Source organism: Cuspidothrix issatschenkoi CHARLIE-1, assembly GCF_002934005.1.
In the GTDB taxonomy this organism is placed as follows: domain Bacteria; phylum Cyanobacteriota; class Cyanobacteriia; order Cyanobacteriales; family Nostocaceae; genus Cuspidothrix; species Cuspidothrix issatschenkoi.
Map to the genome: position 1 here is coordinate 27,095 of NZ_PGEM01000024.1, position 17,545 is coordinate 44,639.

Here is a 17,545-nt window from a genome sequence, read left to right on the forward strand (position 1 = left end):
GGAAGGTGGCCGATCAGATTAGTGTACGATATCAAATCTATACCATAATCAACTCTTTAACTGCTTATAACATTGATATGGCAGTTCGTTTAATTCATACTATTTGAGCCAAAATCTCAAATTTCAAATGGTATGACAAAACATTACGATTAATTCCCAGGTAGACCAAAAAATCTTGAACCCACCCAGCCCATGACCCAATTAAGAGATTCTCAGCGCCGAACTAAAATTGTTGCTACCATTGGACCTGCTACTAGCAGTCCAGAAATGCTGAAAGCGATTATTCAAGCAGGTGCAACAACCCTGCGGCTCAACTTTTCCCATGGAACTCATGCTGATCATCAGCGTAGTATTCGGCTAATTCGGCAAACCGCTTTTGAACTCAATACACCAGTAGCAATTCTGCAAGACTTACAGGGTCCAAAAATTCGTTTGGGGCGGTTTGAAAATGGTTCTATAATTTTGGCTAAGGGCGATCGCTTCACCTTGACAAATCGCCCAGTAGACGGGACACAGGAAATAAGCTGCGTTACCTACGACTACTTAGCAGAAGAAGTCCCCGTTGGTTCAAACATCCTCCTCGATGATGGCAAAGTCGAAATGGTTGTAGAGGAAATTAACCGCGAAAAAGGCGATTTACATTGTCGGGTTACAGTTCCAGGCAAACTTTCTAATAACAAAGGCGTTAACTTTCCGGGAGTTTACTTATCCATCAAACCCATGACCGACAAAGACCGAGAGGATTTGATGTTTGGTCTAGACCAAGGTGTAGATTGGGTAGCACTTTCCTTTGTCCGTAATCCCCAGGATATTATTGAAATTAAAGAGCTAATTTCCAGCACTGGTAAGAATGTGCCTGTGGTTGCCAAAATCGAAAAGCACGAGGCAATTGAACAAATGGAAGCAGTTCTATCTTTGTGCGATGGGGTCATGGTAGCTAGAGGTGATTTAGGAGTAGAACTACCAGCAGAAGATGTACCCGTACTGCAAAAACGACTCATTGCTACAGCCAACCGTTTGGGTATTCCCATCATTACCGCCACCCAAATGCTAGATAGCATGGTCAATAACCCCCGTCCTACCCGTGCGGAAGTATCCGATGTTGCTAACGCTATTTTAGATGGTACGGACGCGGTAATGCTTTCCAATGAAACCGCCGTTGGTAGTTTCCCGGTGGAAGCTGTAGCCACAATGGCTAGAATTGCCGAACGCATTGAACAGGAAGACGCACAAAATCAAAACTCCCGTCAGTCAAGAGATAACAGGCGTTCTATCCCCAATGCTATCAGCCAGGCCGTTGGTCAAATTGCCGAAAATTTAGGCGCGTCCGCAATTATGACCTTGACGCAAACCGGCGCGACAGCCCGCAACGTCTCTAAATTCCGTCCCAAAACCCCAATTTTAGCCATTACACCCCATGTTAACGTGGCCCGACAATTGCAAATGGTCTGGGGAGTTAGACCGCTATTGGTGCTAGAATTACCATCCACAGGTCAAACATTCCAAGCGGCGATAAATGTAGCCCAGGAGAAAAAGTTGTTAACCGAAGGTGATTTAGTAGTGATGACTGCTGGTACACTTCAGGGCGTTTCCGGGTCAACAGACTTGATTAAAGTGGAAGTGGTGACAGCGATACTAGGCCAGGGAATTGGACTGGGACAAGGTTCTATCAGTGGTCGCGCCCGTGTAGCCCATACAGGCATGGATGTAAGTAATTTTAATAATGGTGATATTTTGGTTGCTTCCCGCACTGGTGTGGATTATGTCGAAGCAATTCGCAAGGCTGGCGGTATTATCACAGAAGATGAAAGTCTCACCAGTCACGCCGCAGTTATCGGTTTACGTCTCGGTGTTCCAGTCATTGTCGGCGTGAAAGATGCCACACAGGTAATTAAAGATGGGGCAATTTTGACTTTAGATATGCAACGGGGCTTAATTTACTCTGGTGCTGTGGGAACTTAAACTATTAAAAGTTCAAAAAAATATTTTGGATTTTTAATTTTTGGGTTTTGAAAACAAGCTACGGTGCAGACTTCTGAAATGGTGTAAAGGGGTTTTTTCACGCAGAGACGCAAAAGGCGCAAAAGGCGTTTTCTGCGTCTTGTTTTTGTGAGAAATCAACCACGTTCGCGTAGCGTCCCGAAGGGATAGAAGCAAAGGACACGAAGGAAGAAGAGGAAGAAGAAGGTTATTTATTCTGCAAACATTTCCGTCAAGATATCCAAAACTGCTTTTTGTTCTTCTGTGGTAATTTGACCGATAAGTTTGACTAATCGGGTTTTATCCCACATTCCGCAGATAAAATCCAATTCTGAATAATTATCACGAAAGATTCAGGGTTGTACAAACTTTACTCCAAAAATATTCTCAATAAATGAGATAAATTCCTAATAAACATTTTATAGTTCCTTTGAACTAAAATCCTGAAAACCCTTACCAAACAATGTTTTTGGAGATAATTATTTTTTTATTCTCCGCTTATGCGGAATGTGAGTTTTATCTATTGTACGAATTTGGTCAAGTACGATTTGCCCCTCTTTTCCTTGAAATTCACAGGTCACTCTTGTAGGGTATAACTGCCCTTTTGTTGTCATTGGTGCAACTATTACGGTAGAAATGTGATGGTTGATTTCGTTGGGTGAGATTATTAAACATGGGCGGGTTTTTTTAATTTCACTACCAATGGTAGGGTCAAGATTAACTAGGAAAACATCAAATCTGTTAACTACCATTGCCATTCATTTTCATCCCATGCTGTTGTGTTGATATCATCTGATAAGATATCATCGCCTTTTTCTGCCATTTCTATAAATGCTTTTTCCCAACCTTTTCTGACTTGTTCAACTGGGCGAATAATGAGATGATTTCCTTGAACTTCTATTTCTACTTCTGAGTTAATTCCACTTTGTTCTAATAGGGTTTTTGGGATGCGTAACCCTTGGGAGTTGCCGATTTTGACTATTCGGGTTTTAATTGCTGTACCCATTTTTGGTGTTTGGGGATAGGGTGGTGTTTACATTGTAATTACAACGATAAAAATAGTCAAGTAGAGGAAGATATGTTTATTTAGTCCTATTAAGATGAGATATGTAAACAGGTTTTTGAGTATAATGAAGTAATGAATAACAAATATTGTTCTATATGAGTAAATTTGCGAGTTCGATTAATTTACAATTATCACCTGATTCTTTAAGTCAGGGTGAGTCGGCTATTCGTCAGGAATTAGCTTTACAGTTATATGCACAGAATATTTTTACTTTTGGTCAAGCGCGACGTTTGGCTAATTTATCTGTTTGGGAATTTCAGCAGCTTTTAGGAGAAAGGAAAATTGAACGACATTATAATGAAGTTGATTTATTGGAAGATGTTAAGACTATTCAAGAAGGTTTTTAATAATTGTGACTGTTATTTGCAATGCTACACCTCTAATTAATTTTGCGGCTATCAATCGTCTAGATATTTTAAAGGAGGTATTTGGACAAGTTATAATTCCTCAAGCTGTTTATATAAACAAAAGATTTTGTACTACAGTCCTGATAAAATATGCTAGATTTAGCATATAAAGGGTGCAAATAAAGCAATTGGAAACAGAACAGATAAAACCCCTGGAATGGGTAGGAAGTTCCCTAGAAGACCTCAAAGACTTTCCTGAAGACGTACAAGGGGAAATAGGATATGCTCTGTATTTAGCTCAAATTGGTGACAAACATCCTAATACCAAACCTTTGAAGGGATTTAAAGGAGCGAGTGTATTAGAGGTTGTAGAGGATTTTGATGGAGACACCTATCGAGCTATTTATACTGTGAAATTACCAAAAGCAGTTTATGTGCTTCATGTCTTCCAGAAAAAATCAAAACATGGTATTGCTACACCCAAGCAAGACATTGACTTAATTGAAGCAAGAGTTGAAAGAGCAAAGCAGCATTATAAACAAGTTTATCAGTAAGAGAAAAGGAAATAATTATGACAGAAAAAATTGAAATAAAAACCAGTAGCGGTAACGTATTTGCTGATTTAGATTTACCCAACCCAGAGGAAATGCTAGTCAAAGCAGAACTAGCACGAAAAATTAGTAACGCTATTACTGCACGTCATATCACCCAAGCAGAAGCGGCTGAATTATTAGGAATTGATCAACCAAAAGTTTCTGCTTTAATGAGAGGAAGACTTACAGGTTTTTCTCTAGAAAGAATGTTTAGATTTCTGAATACTTTGGGAATTGATGTAGAAATTACAGTCAAACCTAAATTGAGAGACAATGCACGGATAACAGTAGTTTAATTATAATCTAATTTTAGTTACACGCAATGCTTATTTTCAGAAAGTTGAAAATTTACAAACAGTTTCTTGGAGATAGTACGCAAATTAGAAGATTAGGACTTACGAAAAACCCTCTCAAACTCTCATTCCTCTGCGATCTCTGTGTTCTCTGTGGTTCGTTTTTAGTAACTTGTGCGTAAGTCCTAAAGATAATAGGACTTACGCATTTTAACGAAACGTAGGGGTTTGAGATTGCTTCCTTACGTCGCAATGACAGTATTTGAAGTAGGTTTTGCGTAAGTCCTAAAGATAAAAATAAATTGCCTTAGACATCTCCGGAAATTAAATGTGCGTTTTCCAGAACCTTTGTAGAGACGTTCCATGGAACGTCTCTACAATCTTTTTCGGAGATGTCTCTTTAAGTCAATTCAATTTGCGAATCATCACCAATTAAAAACCGTAATGCTTTAGGACGACGAGGGGCGATACTTAACTGGGCGCGTTGTCCAATTAAACTATCAATAATTCGTTGTTGAATGCCCGTAATTTTTGCACCTTCTAACACCACACTATGTTCTAAATCTGTTTCTATGAGTGTGGAGTTATCAGCAATACTGCTATAGGGACCGATAAAACAGTTTTCTAAATAACAGTTATGACCAATTACCACCGGACCACGAATTGTACAATTGATAATTTTAGATTCAGCGCCAATTTGCACTCTACCAGTAATTTGGGTTTTACTATCAATATCACCTAAAATTGATTTCTTTAAATAGGTATCCAGAATTAAACGGTTAGCTTCTAATAAATCATCTTTTTTACCTGTATCTAACCACCAACCATCAAGATTACAAGCTGAAACCTGTTTTTCTTGATCTATTAAACACTGAATAGCATCAGTTATTTCTAATTCTCCTCTTAGTGAAGGTTTAATTAAAGAAATAGCATCATGAATAACAGGTGAAAAGAAATAAACCCCTACCAAGGCTAAATTTGAAGGAGGAATTTTAGGCTTTTCAACTAACTGTAATACTCTACCTTGTTCATCAACTGTCGCCACACCAAAAGCACTAGGATTATCTACTTCTCTTAATAAAATTAATGCTTCTGGTTGTTGTTGGGTAAATTTATCTAAAAATGAACTTAAATCACCTTGTTGAATCAAGTTATCTCCTAAATACATGACAAATGGCGAATCCTTTAAAAAAGGCCGCGCCACTTGCACAGCATGGGCTAATCCTGCCGGTTGTTGTTGTAAAATATAGGTGATATTCACACCAAATTTGTCACCATTTCCCGTTTTATTTTTGACTTCTTCCCCGGTTTCTGGGCTGATAATAATTCCAATATCAGTAATTCCAGCATCAGCCATTTCTTGGATGCCGTACCATAAAATTGGTTTGTTGGCAACTGAGACAAGTTGTTTTGCTCCTGTATAGGTTAAAGGGCGTAATCTTGTACCTTTTCCACCAGATAAAATCAATGCTTTCATAGGGATTTCTCTTTTAATTCTTTTAACATTAATATGAGTCTTTGTCGCCAATGTGGAGGGTAAGTTCCCAAAAGTTGCGATATTTTTCTACAAGCGAGAACGGAATAAGCAGGACGTTTTGCTGGTGTGGGATATTCGGGGGTGGTAATGGGAATAACTTGGTTAATTTGCACCGGGAAACCGAGTTTTTGCGCTTCTTCAAAAATAGCTATAGCAAAATCATACCAACTAGCGACACCACTATTTGTATAGTGATAAATTCCCGAAATTTCTGATGTTAATTGGGGGATAATTTTACTAATTGTGTCAGCGATATCATGCGCCCAAGTAGGACTACCAATTTGATCTGCAACTACTCTCACTTCTGGTCTATCTTTACCAACTCGTAACATAGTTTTGACAAAGTTACCTTTACCATACGTTCCATAAACCCAAGCTGTGCGTAAAATTATATAATCAGCACAAGCTTGTTGAATTGCCATTTCTCCCGCTAATTTTGTTTGACCATACATACTCAATGGATTGGTAATATCATTTTCTTGATAGGGATAATTACTATTGCCATCAAATACGTAATCTGTGGAAATGTGAATTAAGAAACTGCCTAGTTTTTGACCTTCTTCAGCGATAATTTGTGGAACGATAGCATTAACCTTATGAGCTATTTCTGCTTCACTTTCAGCTTTATCTACTGCTATATAAGCAGCCGCGTTAATAATTATTTCGGGTTTAACTGCTTGGATAATTTGGCGTAAGTTATGACCTTGAGTTAAATCTATTTCGGGACGTGCTAACCCAATAACTTGATAGTCAGATGAAAGGATCTTTTGTAGTTCTGTACCAACTTGTCCGTTATTACCGATTAATAATATTGATTTATTCATAAACTTCGGCGGTTTTAAATTTCTGCGCGTTGCTGTCTTTAGCTGATAAAATTGGGGCTGTTTTGAGAGGCCAATCTATTGCTAAATCCGGGTCATTCCATAAAATAGAGCGATCGCCTTCTGGTGCATAATAATCTGTAGCTTTATACATAACTTCGGCAACTTCTGAAAGTACCAGAAACCCATGGGCAAAACCTGGCGGTATCCACAATTGGCGTTTGTTTTCCGCGTTGAGTTCACAACCTACCCACTGGCCAAATGTCGGGGATTTTTTTCTAATATCTACAGCAATATCATAAATTGCCCCCACAATGGTGCGAACTAATTTACCTTGAGGTTGGATAATTTGATAATGTAATCCTCTGAGCACATTATATTCAGATTTCGAGTGATTATCTTGGACAAAGTTCGGTGTAATTCCTAGTTTTTCTGTGAATGTTTTTTGGTTGTAAGATTCTAAAAAAAATCCCCGTGAGTCTTGAAAAACTTTCGGTTCAATGATGATAACATCGGGAATAGACGTAGGAATAATGTTCATTATCTAGGGAATTTCTTATAAAAACTACTGAGATAATACTATAAAATGTCCATCCCATAATTTCAGATTACAAGGACTTGTGTTGAATTTAGGGATACAATAGCGATCGCATTCGCTACTAAAAATATTTGCCAAAAAACTCTCTTATGATAGAGATAGCTATCCCCAACCCCAATATTCGCCAACTTCCCACATTCAACTCCATCCCCGAAGAAAGATTACACCGTCAACAGCGACTTGCAGCAGCTTTTCGCCTGTTTTCCCGTTTCGGTTTTGATGAAGGTATTGCTGGACATATTACAGTCCGTGATCCTGAAAACCCTGACAATTTTTGGGTTAACCCCTTGGGAATGCACTTTGGTTTAATTCGTGTTAGCGACCTCCTACTGGTTAATCATAAAGGTGATATAATTTACGGCAATCGTTCAGTAAATGGCGCAGCTTTTGCTATTCATTCTCAAGTTCATGCCGCCCGTCCTGACGTAGTAGCCGCAGCCCACGCCCATTCTATCTACGGTAAAAGCTGGTCTAGTCTGGGACGTTTGCTTGACCCCATCACCCAAGATGCCTGTAGTTTTTACGAAAATCACAGTATATTTACTGAATATACAGGTGTGGTTTTCGACCCATCAGAAGGTAAACGCATTGCCCAAACTCTGGGTAAAAATAAAGCCATCATTCTCCAAAATCACGGCTTATTGACAGTAGGTGAAACCATTGATGCGGCCGCATGGTGGTTCATCACAATGGAGCGTTCCTGTCAAGCCCAATTATTGGCACAAGCAGCCGGAAAACCCCACCTAATTAAACCAGAATATGCCAAAATAGCCTATGGCCAAGTTGGCACTCCTGAAATGGGTTGGTTTAGCTTTCAACCTTTGTATGAGATGATTGTCCAGCAAGAACCAGATTTGCTGAATTAATGGTTTTGCGTTTAATTATTCCTGTCCCACCTAAAGCAGCAATTCCTAACAACCCAACATAAGTAGAGGGTTCAGGAATTGATTTTTCCATCTCCTTCGCTATTAGGATATAGAAAGTAGGGGTAATACTCATCCGGAAGCAAGCTACATGAATTACCCCTACAAAAGAATCAGGTTTTTGATTACTTCGCGCGTAAGTCCTAAAGAAGTTAGAGATATAAATCTTACCCATACCCATTGTTAAATGATACACAAGGACTATCAATTTCTACTGCTGGAGTGAAGGAATTACAGAAAATGATGGTAGCATAATTAACTTCTGATTCGTCAGGGTGAGTACATTCCAAATTAATATAAAAAGCACAGTCTTGACAAATAGTTCTAGATGATACTGGTGTTAATTCCATAGTGTCTAGTTGATATTTAATAAAAATAAATAAAACCCACTACTTTGGATTTTACGTAGTGGGAGATAACAGTAATAAACAATGTCATGTCTATAATGTGTGGTTTTTGTAACAAATTCAATTGTTTAATGTAAAAAACGGATAATTATCTTGCGTTTATAGTAATTTAACAACTAACAGCTAGTCAATAAACTAGATTGTGTTGACTGATATTATTTGAATGAGTTTGTAGTAAACCTATAAATTAATAGTACATTATCCCATACTTGATATCAAATCAACGTGAGTGCTAAACGTCTGCCAGAAACTACTGCCCATGTGAGAGTTACCCGCCAATCTTGGCAACAAGGCTTTCTTGAAGGTGAAGTTAGCGCTGGTAATTTTCAGTGGCATTTCCAGTGGCATTTCCTGCGGGGAGAACTTTCTGTTAAGCCTTCTCAGGGTCGTGCTTTGATTAAAGAACCTCTAGGCCGCTTTTTAGAACAACAAGATTATCAGTTAGAACCTGGAGGAGATTATGCTTTTACAATTCGGGCTGAACTTTAAATTAGTTGTCAGTAAGTCGGTTCAGATATCTTTCAATTAAGAGAATGGCCACAATATCATCTATTGGCCGTGGGGGTTGACGCATACCCTTGGGTAATATTTTAGTAATACCTTGGGGTGGATACATCTCCCAATAGCGATCGCGTGCTTCTAAAGTCGTGTAACGTTCATCAACTAAAATAATATTAATCGGCTGATTTAATTCTTGATGTAATCGTTGTTTCCACTGTTTAGCGGTGGTCTGATCCCCCATCACCATTAAGGATACAGGGAATTGTTGCAGTTGTCTTTCAATATTAGCGATCGCTTCATTCGCTAATACAACTTCATGATATAACAATTGCCGATCTAGTCCCATCACCCCAATCCCACATTTATCACGACCGGGATCAAATCCTAAAATTACAGGTTGTGTATTAGTCATTTGTTAGTTGTCCGTTGACAGTAGAAAAAAATCTTATCCTCTTCTCCCTTGCCTCTTGCCTCTGGTTACCGAGCGAAGTCGTTAGCGTAGCCTGGCGTTTAGCCATAGTATTACTCCTTGCCTCTTGCCTATTATGTAATAAAAAGAATTTTCCCATTTAAAATAGCCACTAATTTAACTCTCAACGGACCTACAGTATAAGTATCTTCTGCGGCTATAGCTTTAACCTCCACTTCTTGTTGTATTTGCTGTAATTGGTTAACAAACCGCAAAAAAGTTCCTTCTATTTGTACATCTTCAACTATTCCAGCATTGCGGGCTCGAAATTGAGACGCAGAAATTACCAACTCTAGGCGTTGACGCACTTGTTCAGATGTCATATTTTTTGAATCGGCTGTGGTCGTGGCCAATACCTCCCTAGCAGAAAATACCAATTGATTTCGGGCTGCATCTGCAAAAAATTCTATTTGCTTTTCTCCTCTGACATAATTACCTGCGGAGAAAATTCGCACCACATATTCTCGACCATCTTTAATTTGTGCAATTAGTTGCCGAATTTGATCTTTAGTGACACGCAAAATTTCTTTATTTGTGGGAGTAGCATCAGGTTCAGACAAGAGAATATTCGCATTGCGGTTAGCTTCCTGGAGAATTTGGATAATTACCGCCTGTGCCGCATTAGGGTTTTCTACAGTAACTAACCCAGCAGCGATGACTTGACCTCTAACTAAAGCTAATTTACCCAATCGCAGATCACGATAGGACTGATAATATTTTTCTAGTCTGGCTACTTCCTGCTCTAAAAATTCTTGTTGTTTCTCTAATTCTTGCAACCGAGATTCTCTCACAGCAATAATTTCCTCTCGCTGTTTAATTTCTAAATTACGATTTTGAATTAACTTATCTAACTTAGCAATTTTGCGATCGCGTTTTTCAATCGCCGTCTTAGCTTGCTCCATTACTACTTTAGCTTCAGTATATAATCTTTCCCGTTCTGCTTTTAAACTGGTTACCGCCTTTTGTAATATCTGGCGCTGATTATATAAAGTTTGTAATTCCGTTCTTGCTTGTTGATACTGAATCACTACATCACCCAAACGTTTTTGATTTTCATTCAATCGTGTTTGGGTTCGAGCTTGTTGGCTCAAAGTTTTATTTAACTGACTTTGGGTGGTTTTTTGTTTAATATTTACTGCTTGTAAAGATTTATTAATAGCTTGTAATTCTTTTTGTGCCTGATTTTGTCGTTCTTTGGCTTGATTTAACTCTATCTCTACCTGACTTTTTTGGCTTTCAGCGATTTTCAGTTGTTCTCGCTTTTGTCCCAAGTCCCGTTGAATATCCTCCAACTCAAATAGGCCCTGGCGTAAACCCTCATCAGCCGCAAATAGAATGGCTAAAGTTGACGCTGAAATTAGACCACCTGTAAAAATAGTGACAATAACAGCAGTTTTTTTCGGGCGTAAGTTGAAAAGTGAGAGGCGTGCCTTACCGACTCGTGTGCCAATGCGATCGCCCACGGTAGCAATTACGCCCCCCAAAATTAAAATTGCTGCAATTAGGATATACCCAGTGGTCATTGTTAGCTATAGCAATGCTTTCAGATCCAGCCTACTACGTTACACCATTTCCTGGGATAAATGGAATTAGGGTGACATACTTCACACACTCCCTTATGCCTTGGGGCACGCTTGCGCTAACAGGTTAGTGTGGGCTTCTCAGGGACTCTTCTTTGAAGACATTAACTGAGCTTTAAAGCCCTATGCCCTAGGGAATTTTGGAGATAATTTTTAACTTTTGTAACAGGCTGCTTTTAGTGCATTTAATTTGGATTACACCTATAACTGAGAATTATATCAGATATTTGGACAAAAACAAAAAAAGTGTTCGTTCCTCTTCGACTAACATTGATGACTTCGCTATGCTTAATTCTTTACTCACGCGTATTGTATTTATCTCATCACCTTCCTATCGGGTAGGTGAGAGGCTTCTACTGTTTAAGCTAAAAGATAACTGAGGTAATTTTTGAGATTTTTCTGTTTGATCATCAAACAGAATACAGGAGTCAGGAGTCGGAAAACAGAAATTCTAGAACTCCTAACGTCATGTACCTTGTTTTTTAAGTAAATTGCTTGCTTAAAGCAATAGGTTTATGCACAGTAATCTTCTTTTTATGAATGGAAATCATTTTTTTCTCGCGCAAATCTCCCAGTAAGCGGGTAACAGTAACGCGAGTAGAACCAATGGCTTCCGCGATCGCCTGATGAGATAACTTCAAATCAATGGTAATGCCATCGGCGCAAGGTACGCCAAAATCTCGACAGAGAATTAATAGAAAACTGATTAACCTTGAACCCATATCGCGGTGAGCCAGAGTTTCAATCATCATCTCCGTCTGAAGAATGCGCGAAGACAGACCTCGCAGCATTAACATTGATAATTCTGGATTATCCTTCAGTGCTTGCTCTACCTGTTCAATCGGCGCGGAAAGCAATTCCACAGTGGTAAAGGCCACTGCATGGTAAAATCGATCAGATTTATTTCCTGTCAGCAATGACAGCACACCAAAAACGCTATTTTCCCGGAGCAGAGCTACCGTTATTTCTTCTCCTGCCTCATACACCCTAGACAGTTTCACCGCACCCTTGAGAAGAAAATAAACTCGTTCAGCAGGATCTCCTGGAAAAAAGATCGTCTTATTGCGTTCAAACGTTTCTACAACCGGAGGAAATGCCCCGGTTGCCATCTGACGAAACACATTTGCTAGGGCTTTGTCTTGTGTCACGATCATCTCCCTTCCCCTACCCAATGCCAGAAAAACAAAAACTAATTACCTAAGAATACACCTGAAAAATCAATAAAGCACCGTCAAGCTTTCTGTTTTTCCTATACTCAAATTTATAATTGCATCTGCTTCGTTTATAATGATACCCAATTATTGTTCCGTTTAGCTAGTAATTATTTATAAGTAGTTTCACAGATAATAGTCAACAGGTTTTGCGCCGAAAATTTATAAATTTTTTGGGAATTTTTGCAAACACCATGATCTTTTTTAGGGTAGTTATTGCACCCTATTCCAGCATCTTGGAAAATCTCTAGCCCAACAAAGTCAAACTAGGGTCAGATTCTAGTATGCTCCTAATGATGAATTAAATTAGCAATTTCTATGCTGGATCTATCTGGAAAAAATGCCCTAGTTACAGGTATTGCCAATAACCGTTCCATTGCTTGGGGAATAGCCCAACAACTCCATAAAGCAGGGGCGAATTTGGGCATTACCTATTTGCCAGATGACAAGGGTAAAATGGAAAAAAAAGTTGCAGAGTTAGTAGAACCTCTTCAACCCAGCTTGTTTTTGCCCTGCAATGTCGAAAATGACGAGCAAATTCAATCCACCTTTGCAACCATCCGGCAAGAATGGGGGAAAATAGATATTTTAGTTCATTGTTTGGCCTTTGCTCAAAGAGAAGATTTGACCGGAGGCTTTAGCGAAACTTCCCGATCTGGCTTTAAAACAGCTTTAGAAGTTAGCACCTACTCACTTGTACAATTAAGCGGTGCAGCGAAACCTTTAATGACCGAAGGTGGAAGTATTATAACTCTTACATATTTAGGTGCAGTTCGTGCAATTCCTAACTATAACGTTATGGGTGTCGCAAAAGCTGGATTAGAAGCTAGTGTCCGTTACCTAGCCGCAGAGCTTGGACCACAAAACATCCGCGTTAATGGCATTTCCGCAGGTCCCATCCGTACCCTTGCCTCCTCCGCCGTCGGTGGTATTCTAGATATGATTCATCATGTCGAGGAAGTAGCCCCTCTACGTCGCACCGTTACACAATTAGAAGTAGGCAACACCGCCGCTTTTTTGTGTAGTGATTTAGCAAGCGGTATCACTGGACAAATCCTGTATGTAGATGCAGGATATGAAATTATGGGAATGTAAGTCAGAGTAGGGGAGCAGGGGAGCAGGGGAGAAGTTTTTTCTACTGACAACTAACAAATGACAACTGGCAAAAGATGACAAATAACCAAACACCTCGGATAGCCTCAGTTCACCGTACCACTGGTGAAACAGATATTCATGTGACTATCAATCTGGATGGTACAGGGATATGCAAAGTTTCTACAGGTATTCCCTTTTTAGATCATATGCTCCATCAAATAGCCTCCCATGGGCTTTTTGACTTGGATATTCAAGCTCAAGGTGACTGGGAAATTGATGATCACCATACCAATGAAGATGTTGGTATTACCTTGGGACAAGCTTTATTTCAGGCTTTGGGTAATAAAAAAGGAATTGTCCGCTTTGGTAATTTTCTTGCTCCTTTGGATGAAGCCTTAGTTCAGGTAGCATTAGACTTTTCTGGACGACCTCACCTGAGTTATGGTTTAGAAATTCCCACACAACGAGTAGGAAATTATGACACACAATTAGTGCGGGAGTTTTTTGTCGCCTTGGTCAATCACAGTCAAATGACATTACACATCCGCCAATTAGATGGCATTAATTCCCATCATATTATTGAAGCGACATTTAAAGCCTTTGCTAGAGCCATGCGAATAGCTGTAGAAATTGATCCTCGTCGTGCAGAAACCATTCCTAGTTCTAAAGGTGTCTTATAAAAATTCTCGGTATGGGTTAAATTGGAGTTAGTTCTAAATAGTCAGTAGTTGGTAGTTTTACGGCCATGAATTCTGTTGTAGATAACCTCGATACTCAACAAAATCCCATAGATAAACAACCAGTAGTTCTGACTTCTGAATTACGCAAGGTCTATCTGACTGGATTTTGGCTCAATCAAAAAGTTGTATCTCTCAAAAATTGTTCTTTACAGGTTTACCAAGGTGAAACCTTTGGTCTGTTGGGTCCTAATGGTGCGGGTAAAACCACATTGTTAAAATTATTGCTGGGAATTATTCGCCCTACATCTGGACGGGGATTATTGTTAGGGAAACCCATAGGTGATGCTAAAGTTAAGCAACATATTGGTTATCTCCCAGAAAATCCCTATTTATACGACTATCTCACTGGTTGGGAATTTTTGCAGTTGGCCGCAGGGCTGTTTCAAATACCACAAAAGTTACAACGTCAACGCATCCCCCAATTATTAGAATTAGTCGGTTTGTCTCAAGCTGATGCGCGGAAAAAGCAAATGCGCCGTTACTCTAAGGGTATGCTGCAACGTGTAGGCATGGCGCAAGCGTTAATTAATGAGCCAGATTTGATTTTTTTAGATGAACCTATGTCTGGACTTGATCCCCTAGGCCGTTATCAAATGCGAGAAATTATTCTCTCTTTGAAAGCATCGGGGAAAACCATATTTTTTAATAGTCATGTGTTGAGTGAAGTGGAACAAATTTGCGATCGCGTGGCTATTCTAGCTAAAGGAGAATTAATCTGTTCTGGTTCTTTAAATGAACTATTAGGTAATAAAAATACATATCATGTCAAAGGTCAAGGAGGAGACGGAGAAATATTGAAAAAATGGATTAGTAATTTAGAATTTGGGGCCGATGGTTATTGGCAAGGTATCCTCCAAGAAGATTACTATGATTTTTTAGCTAGTCTAAGATTGATGGGTGGAAAAATCATCACCATGAATTTATCACGTCAGTCTCTAGAAGACTTTTTTATTCAACAGATTCAAAGCCGAAATCATCCTCTAAATTAGTAAAAATCTAGTAATTTTACAGCATACGTTCATTATCTCAGGAGAAAAATTACATAAAATACACATATACTAGAAGGCAAAAGGCAAGAGTGAAACCCCTGTTATGATTAGGTTTTAATGATCAATAATATCCTAATCAAAAATAGCTACAGCTATAATCAAATCATTATGTATTGGGAAAATTAACCAGGATAAAATTAGTTAAAATTTGGACTAACTTCATAGAAAATTAAAAATCAATATCCTAAATCAAGAAATAATTTATGTCCGGAAAACTAAATATTTATGAGAAAATAAAATTGTTGACCCACTTCGTTGGGCGGCTTTGCTGACTTAAAGCAAATAGCGTGATCTACCGCAATGCTGAACTAGACCCACCGTCAACCACCCATCACTTCCCTTCGGGTAAGTGAGGGCTTGTAAAAGCCTAGTTGATCAGACTCAGTTCTTAACGGAACTACGTTAGAGGTAAGAGTTAAAGACCTACCAGGGAATGCGTAGCTAGTTCCCTGCTCTAGAACTTCAAAGTTAAACAGGCTTAAGGGTTAAACCAGTGCTTTTAAGATAGTTACCGACCTCTAACATTGTCAAAGCTAACATTACCCCAGAAATGGGAGGCTCTTCGGAGCAAAATATTCTGTCCAAAGTATTTGTTTTAGACACTGAAAAAAGACTACTCTTTCCTAATTAATCCAGTAAATCAATTCACAAAGACCGTTACGAATCGAATCGAATATGGAAAATCAAAGATTTGTTAATTGCTCAACTGTCCCTTTCATTGTTTGTGCTGGCGCACAAAATTACTCCAGGGACGTTTCACAATTAACCCTCCATTCCTCCCATCACCAAACTGAGTACAGTTTTGGTGGGGGTCTCCTGGAGGTTTAGATGAAAATGTTCTCAGAATAACTGTAAATATCCTCATCTTCAACTCTTAGGTAAATATGCTTAATAAAGATTTGTCTAAACTTCTCACCCATTCAACTCTGGGTTTAGCATTACTAACAACTATCACTATAAGTTTGCCATCTGTAAGTTTGGCACAAAAACAGCCAGCCAGAGTCAGTATGGTTACAGATTATTTATTAGGCGGTGGCGATCGCATCCGTGTCAATGTATTTGAAGTCCCAGAATACACTGGAGAATATCAAGTTCCTCCCGGTGGTGCAATTAATATGCCCTTAATTGGTAGTGTTCCTGTAGCTGGTTTAACCACAGAACAAGCTGCTGATACCATTGCTAGAAGATACGCTCGGTTTCTCAAACGTCCCCTGATTTCCGTTAACCTCTTATCACCTCGTCCCATAAATGTCTTTGTAGCTGGGGAAGTCACCAGACCAGGAGCTTACACCCTCAGTTTAGAAGGTGGCGCGGGTAATAACCCAGGTGTCCAATATCCCACAGTTTTAGCTGCCATCACCAACGCCCAGGGTGTAACCCTAGCAGCAGACGTGACTCAAGTGCAACTACGTCGCAAAGTGGGACGTTCTGCAGAAGAAAGCGTTTCTCTCAACCTCAAGCAATTGATGCAAACAGGCAGAATATCCGAAGATATCACCCTCAGAGATGGAGATACCATATTTATCCCCACGGCGGCCAGTTTAAATGTGGCTGAAGCCCGCAATTTATTTTCAGCCAATTTCGCTGCTAGCCAAACCACACCCCGTACAGTGGTAGTCATTGGTGAAGTTTATCGCCCTGGTTCTTATCTAGTCACCCCTGGGAATGGAGGAGGAGCACAGGATGGTGGTGCTGGTGGCGGTTTACCCACAGTAATGCGGAGTTTGCAATTAGCAGGGGGAATTACATCACAAGCTGATGTTCGCAAAATTAAATTACGCCGTCCTACCCGCACTGGTACACAACAAAATATAGATATCAACCTGTGGGAATTACTCCAAAATGGTGACATTAATCAAGATATCGTAGTGCAAGATGGCGATACTATCATTATTCCCACCGCTACGGAAATTTCTCCTGCTGAAGCTACCCAATTGGCAACAACCACTTTATCCCCAAATACTATTGAAATTGGTGTAGTTGGTGAGGTGAAGCGTCCAGGTGCAGTTAAGCTACAGCCTAATAGTTCGTTAAATCAGGCACTATTGGCCGCCGGTGGTTTTAATGATGGTAGAGCTAGTAGAGCTACTGTAGAATTGATTCGCCTCAATTCCAATGGTACTGTTAACAAACGTCCAGTTAAAGTGGATTTAGCCAAAGGTATTAATGAAGAAACTAATCCGATTCTACGTAATAATGATATCATTGTAGTTGATCGCAACGGTTTAGCTAAAACAGGCGATCAGGTTAATACTATAGCTGGTCCTCTGGGTACTATCTTAGGGATCGTGAGATTATTCTTTGGATTTTAGATTGATAGCAGTTGTCAGTTGTC

At 39.4% G+C, this 17,545-nt stretch carries 21 protein-coding genes; 11 read left to right on the top strand and 10 right to left on the bottom strand.

The genetic code is table 11. From position 1 onward, the window contains the following. The first annotated feature begins 192 nt into the window (after nt 1-192). A complete protein-coding gene (pyk, locus tag CUN59_RS03220; RefSeq protein ID WP_104386473.1) occupies nt 193-1,962 on the top strand; it encodes a pyruvate kinase in 1,770 nt (589 codons plus the stop codon). A gap of 497 nt (nt 1,963-2,459) precedes the next feature. Here pyk and CUN59_RS03225 read toward each other — a convergent pair whose 3' ends face one another. Together CUN59_RS03225 and CUN59_RS03230 are read right to left on the bottom strand one after the other, a co-directional pair. Continuing rightward, complete coding sequence (locus tag CUN59_RS03225) at nt 2,460-2,738, bottom strand: type II toxin-antitoxin system PemK/MazF family toxin (RefSeq protein ID WP_104386474.1); 279 nt, start codon at nt 2,736-2,738, stop codon at nt 2,460-2,462. Next, complete coding sequence (locus CUN59_RS03230; protein ID WP_104386475.1) at nt 2,726-2,986, bottom strand: AbrB/MazE/SpoVT family DNA-binding domain-containing protein; 261 nt, start codon at nt 2,984-2,986, stop codon at nt 2,726-2,728. Before CUN59_RS03230 ends, CUN59_RS03225 begins: the two co-directional genes overlap by 13 nt. A gap of 155 nt (nt 2,987-3,141) precedes the next feature. On the opposite strand from CUN59_RS03230, the gene CUN59_RS03235 reads away from it, so the two are divergent. From CUN59_RS03235 to CUN59_RS03250, 4 genes are read left to right on the top strand one after another with little or no spacing between them, the layout of a single operon-like run. Then, nucleotides 3,142-3,393 carry a UPF0175 family protein gene (locus tag CUN59_RS03235; RefSeq protein WP_104386476.1) on the top strand — a complete coding sequence of 84 codons (252 nt, stop codon included), beginning with the start codon at nt 3,142-3,144 and terminating at the stop codon, nt 3,391-3,393. Nucleotides 3,394-3,398: 5 nt separating this feature from the next. Beyond that, nucleotides 3,399-3,563 carry a PIN domain-containing protein gene (locus CUN59_RS22755; protein WP_497706902.1) on the top strand — a complete coding sequence of 55 codons (165 nt, stop codon included), beginning with the start codon at nt 3,399-3,401 and terminating at the stop codon, nt 3,561-3,563. Between the two features lie 3 nt (nt 3,564-3,566). After that, entirely contained in the window at nt 3,567-3,947 is a 381-nt protein-coding gene (locus tag CUN59_RS03245) for a type II toxin-antitoxin system RelE/ParE family toxin (RefSeq protein WP_243406857.1), read from the top strand. Nucleotides 3,948-3,964: 17 nt separating this feature from the next. Further along, nucleotides 3,965-4,282, top strand: coding sequence for a helix-turn-helix domain-containing protein (locus CUN59_RS03250; RefSeq protein WP_104386477.1), 318 nt, complete (start codon nt 3,965-3,967; stop codon nt 4,280-4,282). 397 nt (nt 4,283-4,679) lie between these two features. Here CUN59_RS03250 and CUN59_RS03255 read toward each other — a convergent pair whose 3' ends face one another. From CUN59_RS03255 to rfbC, 3 genes are read right to left on the bottom strand one after another with little or no spacing between them, the layout of a single operon-like run. After that, nucleotides 4,680-5,756 (bottom strand): glucose-1-phosphate thymidylyltransferase, encoded by a 1,077-nt coding sequence (locus CUN59_RS03255; protein ID WP_104386478.1) that lies wholly within the window; start codon nt 5,754-5,756, stop codon nt 4,680-4,682. After that, the gene (gene rfbD, locus CUN59_RS03260) at nt 5,753-6,640 is read right to left on the bottom strand and encodes a dTDP-4-dehydrorhamnose reductase (protein WP_104386479.1); all 888 of its coding nucleotides are present in this window, start codon (nt 6,638-6,640) and stop codon (nt 5,753-5,755) included. The genes CUN59_RS03255 and rfbD overlap by 4 nt, the downstream gene beginning before the upstream one ends. After that, nucleotides 6,633-7,178 carry a dTDP-4-dehydrorhamnose 3,5-epimerase gene (gene rfbC, locus CUN59_RS03265; protein ID WP_104386480.1) on the bottom strand — a complete coding sequence of 182 codons (546 nt, stop codon included), beginning with the start codon at nt 7,176-7,178 and terminating at the stop codon, nt 6,633-6,635. The genes rfbD and rfbC overlap by 8 nt, the downstream gene beginning before the upstream one ends. A 146-nt stretch (nt 7,179-7,324) precedes the next feature. Between rfbC and CUN59_RS03270 the strand changes: the two genes are divergently transcribed. Then, nucleotides 7,325-8,101: a class II aldolase/adducin family protein gene (locus CUN59_RS03270; RefSeq protein ID WP_104386481.1), complete on the top strand. Its 777-nt coding sequence runs from the start codon at nt 7,325-7,327 to the stop codon at nt 8,099-8,101. On the opposite strand, the gene CUN59_RS22455 is transcribed toward CUN59_RS03270, so the two are convergent. Both CUN59_RS22455 and CUN59_RS03280 read right to left on the bottom strand, forming a co-directional pair. Continuing rightward, on the bottom strand, nt 8,043-8,339 hold the full coding sequence (locus tag CUN59_RS22455; RefSeq protein WP_104386482.1) for a PEP-CTERM sorting domain-containing protein: 297 nt from the start codon (nt 8,337-8,339) through the stop codon (nt 8,043-8,045). The genes CUN59_RS03270 and CUN59_RS22455 overlap by 59 nt on opposite strands. Continuing rightward, entirely contained in the window at nt 8,326-8,508 is a 183-nt protein-coding gene (locus tag CUN59_RS03280; RefSeq protein WP_104386483.1) for a hypothetical protein, read from the bottom strand. The genes CUN59_RS22455 and CUN59_RS03280 overlap by 14 nt, the downstream gene beginning before the upstream one ends. 282 nt (nt 8,509-8,790) lie before the next feature. Between CUN59_RS03280 and CUN59_RS03285 the strand changes: the two genes are divergently transcribed. Further along, the gene (locus CUN59_RS03285) at nt 8,791-9,054 is read left to right on the top strand and encodes a DUF3146 family protein (RefSeq protein ID WP_104386484.1); all 264 of its coding nucleotides are present in this window, start codon (nt 8,791-8,793) and stop codon (nt 9,052-9,054) included. 1 nt (nt 9,055) lies between these two features. Here the strand turns inward: CUN59_RS03285 and CUN59_RS03290 are convergent, their stop codons facing one another. The 3 genes from CUN59_RS03290 to ntcA all read right to left on the bottom strand — a co-directional run bounded on the left by CUN59_RS03290 (nt 9,056) and on the right by ntcA (nt 12,269). Next, complete coding sequence (locus tag CUN59_RS03290; RefSeq protein ID WP_104386485.1) at nt 9,056-9,478, bottom strand: pre-16S rRNA-processing nuclease YqgF; 423 nt, start codon at nt 9,476-9,478, stop codon at nt 9,056-9,058. A 131-nt stretch (nt 9,479-9,609) separates the two neighbouring features. Beyond that, nucleotides 9,610-11,058, bottom strand: a complete 1,449-nt coding sequence (locus CUN59_RS03295; RefSeq protein ID WP_104386486.1) for a DUF3084 family protein — start codon at nt 11,056-11,058, stop codon at nt 9,610-9,612. Between the two features lie 539 nt (nt 11,059-11,597). Then, the gene (gene ntcA / locus CUN59_RS03300) at nt 11,598-12,269 is read right to left on the bottom strand and encodes a global nitrogen regulator NtcA (RefSeq protein WP_104386487.1); all 672 of its coding nucleotides are present in this window, start codon (nt 12,267-12,269) and stop codon (nt 11,598-11,600) included. 375 nt (nt 12,270-12,644) lie between these two features. Here ntcA and fabI point away from each other — a divergent pair, with 375 nt between their 5' ends. The 4 genes from fabI (at nt 12,645) to CUN59_RS03320 (ending at nt 17,522) form a co-directional block, all read left to right on the top strand. Continuing rightward, the gene (fabI, locus tag CUN59_RS03305) at nt 12,645-13,421 is read left to right on the top strand and encodes an enoyl-ACP reductase FabI (RefSeq protein ID WP_104386488.1); all 777 of its coding nucleotides are present in this window, start codon (nt 12,645-12,647) and stop codon (nt 13,419-13,421) included. A gap of 74 nt (nt 13,422-13,495) precedes the next feature. Continuing rightward, nucleotides 13,496-14,101: an imidazoleglycerol-phosphate dehydratase HisB gene (gene hisB / locus CUN59_RS03310; protein ID WP_104386489.1), complete on the top strand. Its 606-nt coding sequence runs from the start codon at nt 13,496-13,498 to the stop codon at nt 14,099-14,101. A gap of 65 nt (nt 14,102-14,166) precedes the next feature. Next, nucleotides 14,167-15,150, top strand: a complete 984-nt coding sequence (locus CUN59_RS03315) for an ABC transporter ATP-binding protein (protein WP_104386490.1) — start codon at nt 14,167-14,169, stop codon at nt 15,148-15,150. A gap of 944 nt (nt 15,151-16,094) precedes the next feature. After that, nucleotides 16,095-17,522 (top strand): polysaccharide biosynthesis/export family protein, encoded by a 1,428-nt coding sequence (locus CUN59_RS03320; protein WP_104386491.1) that lies wholly within the window; start codon nt 16,095-16,097, stop codon nt 17,520-17,522. Nucleotides 17,523-17,545: the final 23 nt, after the last annotated feature.